Raw genomic sequence first — 15,241 nt, forward strand, 5'->3', positions numbered from 1 at the left:
TACCTATTGGCAAAACATTAGGAGATATCACTAATCAGCTAGAGCAGTTTTTTGAATCCAGTCAATTTCTCTCAAAAATACAATTACGAAAAACACTGGATTTTATCTTTTCATTAATTCACTGATCTTATAGCGGGAAGGGAGTAAGCAAAGAGATGAGGCTAAAAAACAACAGGGCATCGCCACAATAAATGCTCAGGAAGCTACTAAGCAGTCGAAAATTTCGGAAGTTAGAAGAATAAATGCAGAAGCCAGAGCTGATAGTTTCTACTGGAAGGGATTAATGGATGCTGAATTATTTGACCTAGAAGAACAGGTGGCAATGGTTGCTAAAGCTAAAGAATGGACAAAATCTTTAGAGGATCTGCAGGGAGATACGCGACTAGAGCTAGTCTCAACTGTTTTTCGTGCTACAGATATTCCTAGACAAAAAAATATATTTCAAGGTTACAAAGAATCTGTTTATAGTGTAGCGTTCTCCCCTGATGGCAAGAGTTTTTTGACAGGAGGTGCGGATAATACAGCCAAGTTGTGGAGCCTTGACGGTAAGCTTTTACAGACATTTCCTCACAAGCGTTTAGTTAATAGTGTTGCCTTTTCTCCCAATGGTGAAATGATAATGACAGGTAGTTCCGATCACACGGCAAAACTATGGAATACTAAAGGTAGATTGTTAGCATCTTTCAGTCATGCAGATCAAGTCTACAGCGTTGCCTTTTCACCTGACAGCAAGAGCTTTTTGACAGGGAGTGCTGATCGTACCGCAAATTTGTGGAATATCGATGGTAGGGTTTTGCACACATTTGTACATGAAAATTCTGTCAATACAGTTGCCTTTTCCCCTGATGGTAAGAAATTATTGACTGGAGAATTAAAAATAGCAAAGCTGTGGAACATCGATGGTATACTTTTGCAGACATTTATAGACAAAGATTATGTCAGAAGTGTCGCTTTTTCACCCGATGGAAATACAATAATCACAGGTAGTGCTGATTACAAAGCAAAGTTATGGAACATCAATGGTAGATTGCTACAAACATTAAATCATCAGCATGAAGTTTATCGTGTTGCTTTTTCAAGCAATGGTGAAACCATCCTCACAGGTAGTAGAGATGGAACAGCAAAGTTATGGAATATATACGGTAGATTGCTTCAAACTTTTAAAGGTCATCAGGCTCATGTCAAAAGCGTTGCCTTTTCCCCTGATAGTAAAACAATTCTCACTGGCAGTATTGATGAAACAGTGAAGTTGTGGAATATCAGTAGGAGAAGCTTACAAACATTTCCTTATCAAATTTCTACTGTTGTATTTTCACCTGATGGAAAGACATTTTTGACTGGAGAGAAAAAAGCAGCAAAATTGTGGAGTGTTGGTGGTAGTTTGTTAAAGATATTTCCACACGATTATGCTGTTACAAGTGTTGCATTTTCGCGTGATAGTAAGACATTTTTGACTGGAGGGGATAAATTCGCAAAATTGTGGAGTGTTGATGGTAGTTTGTTAAAGACGTTTCCACACGATTATTCGGTTGATAGTATTACATTTTCGCCTGATGGTAAGACATTTTTGACTGGAGAGGTGAAAGCGGCAAAATTGTGGAGCATTGATGGTAGCTTGTTAAAGATATTTGCACACGATTACGCTGTTAATAGCGTCGCTTTTTCGCCTGATGGTAAGACATTTTTGACTGGAGAGGATAAATTCGCAAAATTGTGGAGCATTGATGGCAACTTGTTAAAGACATTTGCACACGATTATGATGTTATAAGTGTCGCTTTTTCACCTGATGGTGAGACTGTCCTTACAGGTAGTCATAAGAATAAGGATGGCACTGCTAAGTTGTGGAAACTAGACGGCAGTTTGCTCCAAACCTTCAAAATGTTTCAAGATATTGTTACAAGCGTCGCTTTTTCCCCAGATGGTGAGACTATCCTTACAGGCAGCACAGGCGGCACTGCTAAGCTGTGGAAACTAGACGGCAGAATTTTACAGACATTTTTACACCAAGATTCTGTCAATATAGGATCTTCAGTTAAGAATGTCGCTTTTTCACCTGATGGGAAAAGATTCATAACAGTCAGTGAAAACAACTTGAAATTGTGGGATCTTGATCTAGAATATTCTCTCTCTGCCATGTGTGATCATCTACATGATTTCGCTTCCCTCAGCAACGATCTCAACATCCCCGAAGAAAGTCGTAACCTGAGACAACGTGCCAAGAAGGCTTGCGAAGGCATTCCTGCTCCCCTATCTACTTTATCACTTACAAGGAGATAGAGATGTCAAAGGGAAGTAGCGATACAGAGAGATACAGCGATCGCATTTATGATCAGTACCCTGTACATCTAGAAATATATCCCTTGATATATTTTTGTAGACTTACTGATTCTCATAAACACATTAATAATACAGTTGATGTAGGGCAAATCAAGGAAACCAACCCTTCACAGGTGGCACAAAGCCCTTATTCTTAATCCCTCTAAATGCTCTAATCATAGAAGAAATTACTCATTTTTTCAGTGCCGTTCATCTATATTGTTAGTTTTTGATTTTCCCTTCGGAGTTGCCTCCACCAAGTAGTAGTCTTGGCGACTTAGGGAGAAATCAGACTAAAAGACTAAAGCAGAATTTAAAAGGAGAAAACTTATGAGTTGGATTCAAGTATTCAGCAATGGTTTTGTGTGCGAAATGGATGGTGACACAGCCATCTCAAGTGTTGATACCAAAAGAGAAGTCAAGAAGCTGATTGACGCTCTACAAGATAGTAAAGCTGGATTGTATGCGATCGCCGATCGCTATTTTGTAACGTGCATTGGCAAGATGCAAAACTGTCTCATGGTAGCTCATCCAATTTTGGCTTGTGAGTCAATATTTTGTTGCTGTGCTTGAGATCGATGCTGCCAAGCCTGCTCAAATTGTTGGATATCAAATTCGCTCAAATTGACAAATTCAATTTCCTGCCCCTTAACCTGCAAAATAATCTGGCGATCGCCTCGTAAATTCTCAATTGTCAGAGCATCTCCACTTCGTTGGATACCATAAGAATTCTTGCCAGTTTCTCCAAAACTATCAGCCCCTAGCTCATTAAGAAGTTGATGGCAGAGCGCGGCGACCAGATGAGCCTTATCTATGCCTTCATGTTCTGGGGTGATTGAGGTCTTATTTTCAAGCACATTCTCAGGCTGAATTGGGTTGGGTAATTGTAGAGATCGCAGTCTTTCTAGTTCCAGCGCAAGCTCAGCAAATAAACTATCTGGTAGTCCTTCGGATTCTTGAGGAGGAGATTCTTGACTTGTCGCCTTAGAATTAGCTCCCTGCATCTCCAGAATAATTGGCATATCCCGCACTGGATCGTAACTTACCTGTAAATACTTCTGAAGTCCGCCCCAGCTAAACTCTTTTCCTAATTCATTACCTTGAATGCTGTTATCTCCAAAACTATAGGAAATACCCTTAACCTTCTTATTGCGAGTGCATTTGACATAAGCATCCACTCCTAATTGTCGAAGCTGCTCAATAAGCTGGGGCATGGTCATTCCTGCTTTTACTCGCTCCCTGATTGCCAGAGATACATGAGATACAAAGTCAGAAGTACTAAGTTGGATTCCCCGCTCAGAAACATTGCCCAGCCGTTTTAAAATACGCGGCAATGAATAAGCTTTGCCTACACTTGAGCCAGCCATGCTTACACCATCGAATTTATAAGCAATACCTTTAGGTTTTCCCTTACGATCGCGGTCAACCTTGACTTCAATCCCCTCACGATTTAACTGCTCAATAAAATCTGACAGTGCTGTGGTGTTCGTCAAGATTTGGTCAATCCTATCCGCAAGTTGCCTCTTGACTGTAGACTTGCCCGTTTGTTTCTCATTTTCAATCTGGTTTTTAGTTTGCTCTTGGCGATCGCTTTCCCAACTTGAAGGTATGGACTCTAATTCAAAGTCTTTTTCCAATTTTCGGATTACATCTTGGCTACGAATCCAATCCCAGCTATCTGAGACCACTGAACCATCCATCTTCACTCGACTGGTAACTAAATGAATATGCTCGTGATTTTCTTGGTCAGTATGCTTTACCGCAATGTACTGATTGTTGGTAAATCCCATTTCTTTAAGATATTGAGCGATCGCTTTCTGCCAAGAAACATCATTAAGATGCTCATCAGGACTAAGACTGAGGATTATGTGGCAAACTGTATGCCCTAGTTTAGGGCGCAGTTGCCATGACAGAGAAAACTCAGTCGCTAGACTATATGGATCATTTCCATCCATATTTGTATCGATCACCGCTGCGCCAGTTTTTCCCATCACATAACACAGACACCCTTGAAAGCCACTTCCCTTAATAATTTTACCAATCATCCTTGTTTCCTACTTAGGTTTTACGCCTGTACTATCCGTAATCTGAGATCTCATCTCGGACATTAAGCCGATAAGTTGATGGAGACAACCAGAGAACTCATTTAGTTCTTCAAGTTGTGACTGCATGGGACTCCCCATCATTACGCTTAAATTTGCATCATGAGCTAACTGGTTAACATTGGTACCAATTTTATTCAACTCAAATTTAACCTGCCCTAACAGGTGGTATATCTTCCAGTCAACGCTAGCCACTTGGATTTGTGGTGATGGTGGATCGTAGTTAAAAGTTGCACATCGGACAAATTCGCTGGAATTAACATTCAGTTTGCTTGCTTTTTCCTCCAATAAAGCTTTTTCATCTTCAGTCATGCGTACCGTAAATCTAACGGATAAAGTCATTACTGCTATCCCTAAAGTTTATTTTGCACAAATGTTATTGAACAAATATTCAAAAACAAGAAACTCGACGAGATATACTCGCCTGCCACAAATATAGTCTACATTTTTTCACGCAGACTTGAATTTTAAAATGTTTTAGATCTGCAAAAAATAATTTGCATACAATTAGTTACGCTTCAGTTTTTTTAATTGACAGTTTTGTTTTTTGTTGAAGGGGGAATCCAAAGGGGGAATTCCCCTTTGGCAAGCGTTAATGTTGCTGTCGAACAAAAATCAAACGTTAGTGCGATTTCTTGTCCGACAAGCAACATAGCTTGCCGCAATCGACACACATACCGCAAACGGCGCAAAATCGTTCGCTCAATGTTGTCGATCCGTGAGAAATTGTCGAAAAAATTATATGAACCTGTCGAGAAAAAATATCTACTCCGAACAAAAAATATAACGCCAGTAGTTATTTTCTTTGGAAATTAATAGTAAAAAAATATTATCGCAGCACAAAAAATTTCTTGCTAAAAGTAAGAAAACTCTATACTAAAAATAATTTTTTTATTGCTTCTACGTTATCGACTCTTAAATTAAGTATCTTTAAAAAGTCTTTTAGTATTCGCAACTAAAAAAATAAAAACAAAAAAATACCCACTATTCTCTGTTTATAGCTATGATAAAGGCGCTAATAGATTTAGGTATTTATAAAATCAGTATGTTAAGAAGCTTGCTGAGCGATCGCCATATCTGAGAAATACGCTAGCTAAATTTAAAACAAACCATGAAAGAAAAATATAGTTACAACAATGACTGAAAATATTTCAGATTCCACACTTGTGGAGCTAGACGCTGATAAGTTGGTAGCCTTATCCGATCAGTGGGCTAACTCCACACAAAAGTGCAATAAACTAAGGAAGAAGATAGACATTATCCGTACCCTTGAAGTAGGGATTAGAGCTTTAGTTGCTTCGGGATATTCCTATGATGCCGTCTGTGAAAAGCTGAAAGATGAACTTCATTTCACTATTTCTAATCCGACTCTCAGGCAGTATCTCAAGAAAATCTCTGAAGAAAAAAAAAAGCTGAATCTAGAGAAAAACGCGCCGCCGCAAAATCAGTTCGAGCATTACACCAGACTCAATCGTTAATGTCTAAAGTAAGTCCACAAACGGCTATGAGCGTGTCGGATCGTATTGCCAATCCAAATACGCCGCCTACATTAACAAAGCTTGCTGATTTAGAAAATAGCGATCGCTCTGAACCAATCTCAGTAGTAAAGCCAAACAGCAGCAAGGCAACCACCAAACCACAAAGCATTGTCCCAAAGTCTTTCCCCGTGGAAGATGATGACGACGATGATGATTTGGCGCAACAAAAAATCTTGAAGTACTTCAATAGGTAATAGGAGAAAACATTATGGCAAATATCAACCTGATCGACGGTGAAAAAGGTGGTGTGGGTAAAAGCTGGGTCGCACGCACCATGCTGCAATACCTGATCGATAACGCAATTCCCCGCGCCAGTATTGAAACAGATCGTAGTAACCCAACCGTACTCAACATTTACAAAGAATCTAAGGCTGCTGTTTTCTCTGAAAATGAAAAAATGGCTGATGTGGCTGATGCCATTTTTGAATATGCACTCAAGAAAACGGTTGTCGTCAATTTACCCGCTCAGGCTCACCGAGCAGTATCAAAGTGGATTGACACTAAAGGATTACTGGATTTGGGCAAAGAACATGACGTGACTTTTATCAAGTGGTTTGTCAGTGACGGTGAAAGCGACTCCATTGAGCTATTTATCGAGTCGCTAGAGCATTATCAAGGCTATATCACCCATGTATTTATCAAAAATTGGGGACGCTGTGATGAATGGGGGTACTTCAAAGCCCACGAAGCAATCCAGAAAGCGATCGCTGAATACAACGTTGCGGTGATTGACTTTCCCAAGTTGAGTGATGGTAGGCGGATCGAAATTAATGCTAAGCGGCTCACCTTCGAGGATGCTTCCAATTACCCTGAATTTGGCATCATTGGCAGGAATCAAATCAAAACATATTTACGTGACGCCTATAAAGCTTTTGAGTCAACTGGACTTCTACCCAAAGCCAAACAGCTACAGGAATTGAAAGCCTAGTATGAATAGCGATCCCCTGCCCAAAACCTATCTTGATATCGCCATCCATGACTACGATCCTGTGGTCAAAGCCAAAATCTACGAGATTGTGGCTAAGTCTGGCATTCCCCAGAACGATCCTTACATTGCGATTTTCTTGTCTAATGCCCAAGTTGCGGCAACAGTTGCCACTGCGCCAAATCTACTCCAAAATGCCTTAGCTAAAGGCTTCGATGTTGGTATCCAAAAGTTCCGCGACTTTCTGACAACTCTACGCGAGACTGCGGTTAAGGAACAGGAGGTGGCGATTAGTCAGGCGATCGCGAATATCATCAAAAACAAACAGCATAAGGAATCCCAAGGTTATTGGCGGGCGATTAGCTTGCCCTTCATTGGTTTCTGTGCGGGGATGTTGATGATTGGCTTAGCGGCGGGTCTGGTTTCGGGCTTGGCGATCGCAAAACTGTTTTTACCTACACCCAGTCTAAACGCCCAATCCGCTAGGGATTTGGAGTGGGTGGCAAGTGACAACGGCAAACTTGCAAGGAATCTCGTGGACTGGAATCAGAGTATTTTAAAAACCTGCCTTCAGGATCAGCAAAACCTCAAGGAAGCTTTAATCATTCTCAATGGTAAATATGTGACTAAAGGTTTATGCGCTCTATGGGTATTGCCTGAAACCCAGAGAGTCTATGAGGATCGCCGTTAATTCGGTTGCGACAATTCATGACTCAAAAAACACTATAGCTAACTTTTATAGTCTAAAAACGTTTAAAATTTCGTAATATTTACTTTTTAAATCATCGTTTAAGTAGATTTTTTGACTTTTGTATTAGGCGAATTCGGTGTATTCGGTGCTAAAAAGTCTAAAGCGTTTGAAGTTGCAACGACGCTTTCTTCTGATACTACTACCACCTTGGACTTTTTAGGATTTTTGGGTTTCCTTATGGTGGGCGCAGTGTTGAATAATCGTCCGCGTTTACGAATTTCGTAGCCATGCTTGATCAGCACTAGCCTAATCGTGGAATCGCTTAAGCCAAACAGATGACCTACATTTTCTAGGCTCATGGGCTGGTTGTACAGATCCCAATATTGTTTGGCGATTACAGCTTCTTCCTTGAAGGCTTCGGCTTTTTCTTTCCGTGATAGTTCTTTGATGTCAATACCATTGCGCTTAATGATCCGTTCAACGGTTTTGCCTGTGACTCCAAACATCGCGCCTACTTGGTCAAATTCTAGTCCTCCCTCGCAGACTAGTTGCCAATATTCTTGGGCGCGGGCATAGCCTTCTAGCCGTTTTAGTTTTAGTTTATCTTCTTGCCTTTGTCTGATTCGCAGCAAAATCTGGCGGCGCTCTCTTTGCCTTGGGGTCAGTTTGGGTACTGCTAATCCTGCGATACCGCCTAATTTATGTTTTAGTCTTAATTTCAAACGGTTTTTGGAGTCTACGCTTTGGCGGATCGGGTAGCCATTGCGCTTTAGTTCCTGCAATACGATTGGGTGCGAGATACCAAACATCTCTGCGGTTTCTCTCAGGGTTAAGTTGTAATCGTTATAGGCTTTGTTGTATTGTGCGGCGCGATTGGCTGAAGTAACTGGATCGATGCCCCGACGAATGGGAATATTATGCTTTTCAAGGATTTTGTTGAGGGTTCTGGCAGCGACATTTAATTTTTGGACGATCGCTGACCTCGTTAGTCCTGATTGGTATAAGGCGATCGCCTGCTGCTCCATCGACATTCTCGAATGGCTGCTGCGAGAACTACGCGCCCTAAATTCTGTAAATCCTGCTGAAACCATACCGTTATATACCGTCGAAACTCCGACCTTAAATTGGTTGGCTATTTCTCTAAGTGGATAATTCTCTTCCGTATATAGCCTGATATATTCAGAGGCCTGTGAAGTTATCTCTGGGCTATGCTTACGCTTACTGTCTAATTTTTGCTTGCTCATTTGTTCATCCTTAAATATTTTGACTTGAATTTTTAATCTGGTTTACGGTAATCACAATACTGAAAAATCTGTAGAGTTGGCTCGAAGTATTCCCAAAATTACCTCTTGCCAATATGCTATGTGAGTCGAGCTTTTCAAAAAAGAGGAGATGCAGTAGTTTACTGGTCTATCAACACTATTATAATTTTATATCAAGTGGCAGTTAGCCCCGCAATTGTTAGGACGGATACTACCCCAAAAGTCGATCTTACCAACTGGTGGGAATCTCAAAATATTGGGGCAAAAGTGCATCAAGTGCAGGCTGGCGATACTCTCTATAAATTGACTCAGCTTTATCATGTTGATGCGGCGGCGATCGCTACTTCTAACGGCATTAGTGCGGTTACGGATTTACCGATTGGTACACAACTCATCATTCCTCCTATTGAGGGGATTGTTTATAAAGTCCAACCTGATGATACACTCAGTCAGATTGCCAACCTGTATCAAGTCCCGCAGCAAGCCATTTCCCATGCTTCAGGAATACTGGCTACTGATTACTTGCGTATTGCACAACCTTTAGTCATCCCTGGTGATGTTAGTAGCCTGATCAAGCGACGGGAGGGAAAAACCAAACAGGAGCTTGTACTTAAACGAGATGTTTTACGTCAACGTCTGTTGCAATTAACCAATGAGGTTCCGCCTCTGACCAGTTTGTATTCTAGTCAATTTACGGAACAGCCCCTGACTGATAAGAGTTGGATATCGCGATTTCACTTTCAAGGAGTCCAAATTCCTACTGAGTTAGCCATGCTGCCTGAGTCAGAGGCGCGGATGACAACCGTAGAAATGTTTAGACTGACTAAGGATTTGGAAACCCTTGATCGTCTGGTGATTAACCAAGAACAGTTAATTGCTTCAACAATTTCCAACTCTGAGAATCAAAACCAGTACCTACAAGTCATCTTACCCACTCTTCCCGCAAAAAATGACTTAATTGACAAAAACACTAATTCTGCATTCATCTGGCCTACTCAAGGTACGATCTCTTCAGGTTATGGTTGGCGGTGGGGGAAAATCCATCAAGGTATTGATATTGCTGCACCTGTCGGTACTCCTGTCTGGGCTGCGGCTAATGGTATCGTTGAATTTGCGGGGTGGGATGATAGCGGCTATGGCAATATGCTCGATATTCGGCATCGTGATGGTTCGATTTCTCGTTATGCTCATCTCGATGTTCTGTTTGTCAAACAAGGAGATGCCGTTACTCAGTCTCAAGTAGTGGCTGCTGTGGGTAGTACAGGGAATAGTACAGGTCCTCACCTCCACTTTGAAATCCGCCCACAAGGGGGTATTGCTACCGATCCAATGGCTTATTTGGCGAAACAATAATTATATTTTTTTTACCGAAGCTCTATTTATTCACTTAAACTTAAAAATGCAATTACTACCTAAAAGCCTGCTTACATTCTCTGATTTAGTACAACGTGAATGGGTTGATGGCAGTGCTATAAATCCCGAACTTTTCGCTTCTACCGTTGAAATCTTGGCTGATGAAGCCATCACTAATGGCGATGATATCAGCTATCCCATTCATGAGGCTCTAAACTGGAATGCTTCTAAGTGGCGGACGGCTTGGCAATCTGGTCGTCAGCAACGCCCTGAACTGTTTGCGGCTCTGATTAATACTTGGAATCCACTCTTAGAGAAATCTGAAGTATTTCAGGTTAAGCTCAGTCATCCTATCATTGATTCCCAGAAAGGCAAGCCCCGAAAGTATGAGAACCCTGTTAAGCGTGAGCAAGTTGGTGGGTTTGCCTTGGTCACTCATTCAATTTGGCAAAAGGTGGTTGACCGCTATGCCATTGACTTAGATTGCTCTAATTTATCTACTTCGATCAACTTTTGGGATTGGGTCAGCCAGCATCCTGAAATTCCGATCTTTATTTGTGAAGGAATGAAAAAAGCTTGCTGCTTGCTTTCTCAGGGTTATGTGGCGATCGCTTTGAGTGGTATTACGATGGGGCGAGTTACTGATGAGCATGGGGTGTTGTCACTTCAGCCTTATCTAGCTAAATTTGCTATACCAGAGCGACAAGTACTGTTTTGCTTTGATGCCGAAACTAAGGAGAAAACAAAACATAATATTTTTCTTGCCACGGTCAGAACTGGCAAACTTTTTGCGGAAGCGCAATGTCAGGTCAAAGTAATCCAGCTTCCTTTGCTTGAAAGTACTGACAAAACTGGGGTTGACGATTTTATTGTCGATCGGGGTGTGGATGCTTTCGAGCGGGTTTATTTGGCAGCCGTCTCTCTCAATACCTATGCTTGGCATCATCAACAAGCTCAACAACTTACTTTTAAGCCTTCTAAGAATTTGCACATGAATGTGGTGTTTCAGCTAGACCAGTATCAAATTCCTGATTACATTCCCCAAACTGGTATTGTGGCGATTCAGTCGGCTAAAGGAACTGGTAAAACTAAAGCAATCTCAGCGATCGTGGCGGGGACAGATAAGCTGGCTTTGCTAGGGCATCGGGTCAGTTTGGTTCGCAATTTATGTAAAGTCATGAATGCTGATTTCAAAGGCGATCTCGATCTTGCCAATGGACAATTTATTACTGATTCAGATTATGCCTTGCGGGTCGGAGCCTGTGTTGATAGCTTGCTTGCTTTCGATCCGCGTCAGTTTGTTGGTTGCGATCTCGTCATCGATGAGGTGGAACAGGTGCTGCGACATTTGATTTCAGGCTCGACTTGTAACAAGGATGGTAAACGTCCTGCTCTCCTTGCCCGTTTGCATATTCTGGTGAAGTTAGCCAAACGGGTAATCGTGGCAGATGCCGATCTCTCTGATGTCAGTTTGAATTACCTGCAAGCCTTGCGTGGTGACGGTGCTGATGTGTTTTTGATTAAAAACGATTTCAAGCCTGAAGGCTATCCTGCTAAGTTTATGGTGGCCAGTAACGATGCGCCCATTATTCAAGAACTATTGGCGGATGTCGCAAAGGGTAATCGGATCTTTGTGACTACCGATAGCAAGTCCAGTAGTAAGGCGATCGCTAAGTTAGTCGAAAGCATCAAGTCAATTCGCCCCAAAGCCAAAATCTTGCTGTTCAACTCCGATACCAGTGGTGGGCGGCATGAGACTGACTTTGTGACTAATATCAATAAGCGCGTTTTCAATTACGATGTGGTGATTGCCACTCCTTCAATGAATATGGGTATATCGATTGAGGTCAAGCGATTTAACAAAGTCTATGGTTTGTTCTATGGCACAGTTACGGATGCGGATGCTAGTCAGGCTTTATCGCGAGTACGAGATAATGTCCCTCGCATAGTTTGGTGTGCTGAGCGCGGTTTCAATTTCTGTAAAATCGATCGCTCGGAGTCTCCCAAGCATCTCAAAGCAACTCTCAGGAATCGCTGGGATCGGGAAGTTAGTCTGATTCGCGCTGGGCTGGGTGATTCTTTGTTGCCGATGGTTGATAATATTGCGGTGGAGAATACTCACATTGACCTCTGGGCAAATGTTGAAGCAAAATCTAATTCAGCGATGTGGGCTTTGCGGGATCATCTGCTCGAACGCCTCAAGTTTGAAGGCAATCAAGTTACAGTCGTCACCGTCAATAATGATGATTTTGGTAAGTCGATCAAGGCGGCTTTAGCTCAAGTTAAACAGGAGCATTACCTAGCCGTTGCTGGGGCAAAGGTACTGAGTAGTTCAGAACAAACTGCGATCGCTAAACATGAATGTCAGTCTCAAGACGATCGATTGAGCATAGAAAAAACGGCGCTATCGGATTTTTATGGACTGGATGAGGTTACACCACAACTTGTGGAATACGACCAAAATGGTCAGCGCCGTTCGGAGATTCTCAAGTTGGAAGCTTTACTCCAATCAGAATCAGCTCTTGCTGTGGAATCTGATATTGATATTTTTGCGCGTCAGGCAAAATTTGGCATGGGTATCTTCTTGCCAGATCAGCCTTGTCACGAATTGGGCAGGTTTATCAGGGATCGACTAGGGTTGAAAGACTTACTCAATCCTGATGTTCAGTATACTGATGCTGACTTGGCCAGCTTGGGTGACATTTGCCGTCAGTTTAGATTCGATATTAAAAGGTATTTGGGCTTTAACATTTCTACCAATGCGACAAACATTTGGATATTTCGGCTGCTGTGTAACCAGCTTGGTGTGAAGATTTGCTCAAAGCGTCTTCATGGTGCTACGGGCATGATTAATGTCTGTTGGCTCGATCCTGATGCGTGGCAACAGTTACAGGAAATTATGCTAAGACGCACAGCTTCTCTTGAACTTGCTATTGCGCCTCAGCCCATTTTTTGCGATCGCCCCCTCCCTATAACAATTACTCAAGTGGGGGCGATCGCTAACTGTCAGTTTGCAATGTGGACTAAAGTTATCTCTGTAATAGCCTATTTGAGCGCTCTTCTGCCAATTGAACTTTCCCCTTGGAAACCTGTACGTAAGATCCAACAGCAACTGTCACTTTTATTTTTAGCGATCCGCTCAGTAGTCACGCACCATATCCCTGTTCCCTGCTCATAGGCGCTGAACTAATTTTGATGATTATTTTGTCATCTAGATAACTTCAGAAAGAGCTATCCTGAGAAAATGGTCGATTTTAGTCACTAGACTAAGCTAAGCTTAGAGAAACGGGGTATGGGAATTTTGATTTAGCAATTTTATAGTGGGGTCCGAAATGGGTACTTTAACCGATATTTTCGTCGCTCCTAAAGAGAAACGACTTGATTTCCTACGCGATAACTTCATCCGTATTTTTTATCAATATCATCATCCCACATTCCGCTCTTATTTTACTGAAAAAAATATTTAGAAAGCAAATCCTTATACAGCAAGTATTTTGGGCTTTAATCCCAAAAGAATCACTATTTTAACAATTTAAATAATGATTCACTAATAGGAATTACTATCATTAATTTCTCAGGAAATCGCTGAAACCCTCATTGTCTCGTTGTAAATATTTTTAGGCTTCCATTACGAGCGGAATGTGGGATCATGATCGCTTTTCTGCCAAACAGGTAAAACTGCGCTCTGTAACTACTTTCCTTGATTCTCAGATTTCTCAACCCATCGATATCAATATCACGGCTCAGTTTATTAAACGGCATCGTTCTGACATCCAAGAATTTGTTAGTAAATCCATTGATGAAGTAATTCAGTATGGCAATGTCCAGTTTGCGGCTGGGTCTTCTCCTCGCTCAGCTAGACTTGCTCGAGCCATCTTCACAGGTGAGGATTCTCTGATCGTTAATATCAACGAAGATATTCTGGGTGAGATTATTGATTTCCTCTGCAACGATCTCTACTACCCACTTCTTTGCGATATTTGCTTCCCCTGCACCTGTCAAATAATTGCGGCGGCTCATAAGAATCAGCTTCCTATCTCGATCGAAGTTATCAAGCCTCCGATTGGGTTACTTTCTAATCGCAATCGGGTGATTGCTTGTTCCAACTGGGGCGCTCTCGTTCAATATGCTAGTGCTGATGTCGTACTCAAACTATGTGGTATCCCTTGGCTAGATGAAATTCCTTCCTTTTCTCAAGGTTCTCATCCAATCAGAACCGCAACGACTCTCAGAGTAAAGCGTTGCAGTTAAAAACAGTCAACCTGAGATATTCTGTTTAGAACATCTCAGATTGACTATTTGATTCCTTGGGTGTGGCTTTTAGATATTGCTCAGTTTCACCAATCACTGCGGCAACTTCTTCAGGTGTATTGAATCTCGACCATGCTGTGCCATGTTTGCAATTTACATAGGTCGCAAAACGGGTAAGGGTTCCGCTTAGTAAGCGCAGTAACATGTCCAATGCTTCGTCAGCAATACGATGGTTGATGGACATCGACTGCGCGTTGACGATCGCCGCTTCTTCACATGACAGCACTTTTTCCGTCGTCTCCTGTTCAACCAATAGGTCTGGATGTTGCAGTGCGGGCGAGGGTAGCGCCGTACAGAAGGTGGAAATATGAAAAGCTCCTTTCATATTTGTCACTTTGTCCTGTGAGCCAAGTAGGACTTGTCCCGAATCGTAATGATTGCCGCAGTCAAGCCAGAAAACTGATTTCCCGTTTTCTAAAACTTTGGCAATTTCAACTCTGGCTTCAGGATTGTCTACTGCGCCAATACAGATCGCTAAATGCTTCAAGCGTAGTGTTGCCATGTTTTCCTTAAATGGTGCGGCGATCGCGTTAATTTCGATCCCCCATTGCCACCCATATCTTGCCGCCAGAACTGATGCTTTAGGCAATCCAAGGTCGCTTGGAATAAAGTTTTGGCGAGGAATGTTTTTTGTTTCTACCCGATCTGGGTCAATGAAGGTGAGCGAGGTTGAGTCGAGGTAGGGTATTATCCCTAGCCCCTCTCTGTTAGATCCGTACGTGCGATTTTCATCGCATACGGC

Annotated in this window: 14 protein-coding genes; 10 read left to right on the plus strand and 4 right to left on the minus strand. The window is 42.0% G+C overall.

Annotated features, from left to right (window positions below):
* Positions 1–283 precede the first annotated feature (283 nt).
* The 3 genes from B9G53_RS24880 (at position 284) to B9G53_RS24885 (ending at position 2,890) form a co-directional block, all read left to right on the plus strand.
* Positions 284–2,278 (plus strand): WD40 repeat domain-containing protein, encoded by a 1,995-nt coding sequence (locus B9G53_RS24880; RefSeq protein ID WP_094536118.1) that lies wholly within the window; start codon positions 284–286, stop codon positions 2,276–2,278.
* 2 nt (positions 2,279–2,280) lie between these two features.
* Complete coding sequence (locus B9G53_RS26995) at positions 2,281–2,475, plus strand: hypothetical protein (RefSeq protein WP_141211888.1); 195 nt, start codon at positions 2,281–2,283, stop codon at positions 2,473–2,475.
* 172 nt (positions 2,476–2,647) lie between these two features.
* Entirely contained in the window at positions 2,648–2,890 is a 243-nt protein-coding gene (locus B9G53_RS24885; RefSeq protein WP_094536119.1) for a hypothetical protein, read from the plus strand.
* Here the strand turns inward: B9G53_RS24885 and B9G53_RS24890 are convergent.
* Both B9G53_RS24890 and mobC read right to left on the minus strand, forming a co-directional pair.
* A complete protein-coding gene (locus tag B9G53_RS24890) occupies positions 2,845–4,362 on the minus strand; it encodes a relaxase/mobilization nuclease domain-containing protein (protein WP_094536120.1) in 1,518 nt (505 codons plus the stop codon). The two genes, B9G53_RS24885 and B9G53_RS24890, sit on opposite strands and share 46 nt — an antisense overlap.
* A gap of 9 nt (positions 4,363–4,371) precedes the next feature.
* Positions 4,372–4,761: a plasmid mobilization relaxosome protein MobC gene (gene mobC / locus B9G53_RS24895; protein ID WP_094536121.1), complete on the minus strand. Its 390-nt coding sequence runs from the start codon at positions 4,759–4,761 to the stop codon at positions 4,372–4,374.
* A 794-nt stretch (positions 4,762–5,555) separates the two neighbouring features.
* Here mobC and B9G53_RS24900 point away from each other — a divergent pair.
* The 4 genes from B9G53_RS24900 to B9G53_RS24915 are packed head-to-tail and all read left to right on the plus strand — an operon-like array spanning position 5,556 to position 7,573.
* On the plus strand, positions 5,556–5,897 hold the full coding sequence (locus B9G53_RS24900; protein WP_094536122.1) for a hypothetical protein: 342 nt from the start codon (positions 5,556–5,558) through the stop codon (positions 5,895–5,897).
* Complete coding sequence (locus tag B9G53_RS24905; RefSeq protein WP_094536123.1) at positions 5,897–6,151, plus strand: hypothetical protein; 255 nt, start codon at positions 5,897–5,899, stop codon at positions 6,149–6,151. Before B9G53_RS24900 ends, B9G53_RS24905 begins: the two co-directional genes overlap by 1 nt.
* 14 nt (positions 6,152–6,165) lie before the next feature.
* A complete protein-coding gene (locus B9G53_RS24910) occupies positions 6,166–6,885 on the plus strand; it encodes a mobilization protein MobD-like protein (protein ID WP_094536124.1) in 720 nt (239 codons plus the stop codon).
* 1 nt (position 6,886) lies between these two features.
* Entirely contained in the window at positions 6,887–7,573 is a 687-nt protein-coding gene (locus B9G53_RS24915; RefSeq protein WP_094536125.1) for a DUF6753 family protein, read from the plus strand.
* 98 nt (positions 7,574–7,671) lie between these two features.
* Here B9G53_RS24915 and B9G53_RS24920 read toward each other — a convergent pair whose 3' ends face one another.
* Complete coding sequence (locus B9G53_RS24920; protein WP_141211889.1) at positions 7,672–8,817, minus strand: hypothetical protein; 1,146 nt, start codon at positions 8,815–8,817, stop codon at positions 7,672–7,674.
* 195 nt (positions 8,818–9,012) lie between these two features.
* On the opposite strand from B9G53_RS24920, the gene B9G53_RS24925 reads away from it, so the two are divergent.
* The 3 genes from B9G53_RS24925 (at position 9,013) to B9G53_RS24935 (ending at position 14,439) form a co-directional block, all read left to right on the plus strand.
* Entirely contained in the window at positions 9,013–10,188 is a 1,176-nt protein-coding gene (locus B9G53_RS24925) for a LysM peptidoglycan-binding domain-containing M23 family metallopeptidase (RefSeq protein WP_141211890.1), read from the plus strand.
* A 46-nt stretch (positions 10,189–10,234) separates the two neighbouring features.
* Positions 10,235–13,366 (plus strand): plasmid replication protein, CyRepA1 family, encoded by a 3,132-nt coding sequence (locus B9G53_RS24930; RefSeq protein WP_141211891.1) that lies wholly within the window; start codon positions 10,235–10,237, stop codon positions 13,364–13,366.
* A gap of 461 nt (positions 13,367–13,827) precedes the next feature.
* The gene (locus B9G53_RS24935) at positions 13,828–14,439 is read left to right on the plus strand and encodes a hypothetical protein (protein ID WP_094536129.1); all 612 of its coding nucleotides are present in this window, start codon (positions 13,828–13,830) and stop codon (positions 14,437–14,439) included.
* 25 nt (positions 14,440–14,464) lie between these two features.
* On the opposite strand, the gene B9G53_RS24940 is transcribed toward B9G53_RS24935, so the two are convergent.
* Positions 14,465–15,241, minus strand: a 777-nt coding sequence (locus B9G53_RS24940; protein WP_094536130.1) for a ThiF family adenylyltransferase, incomplete at its 5' end; no start/stop codon positions are given.

The organism is Pseudanabaena sp. SR411, assembly GCF_002251945.1.
Taxonomy (GTDB): domain Bacteria; phylum Cyanobacteriota; class Cyanobacteriia; order Pseudanabaenales; family Pseudanabaenaceae; genus Pseudanabaena.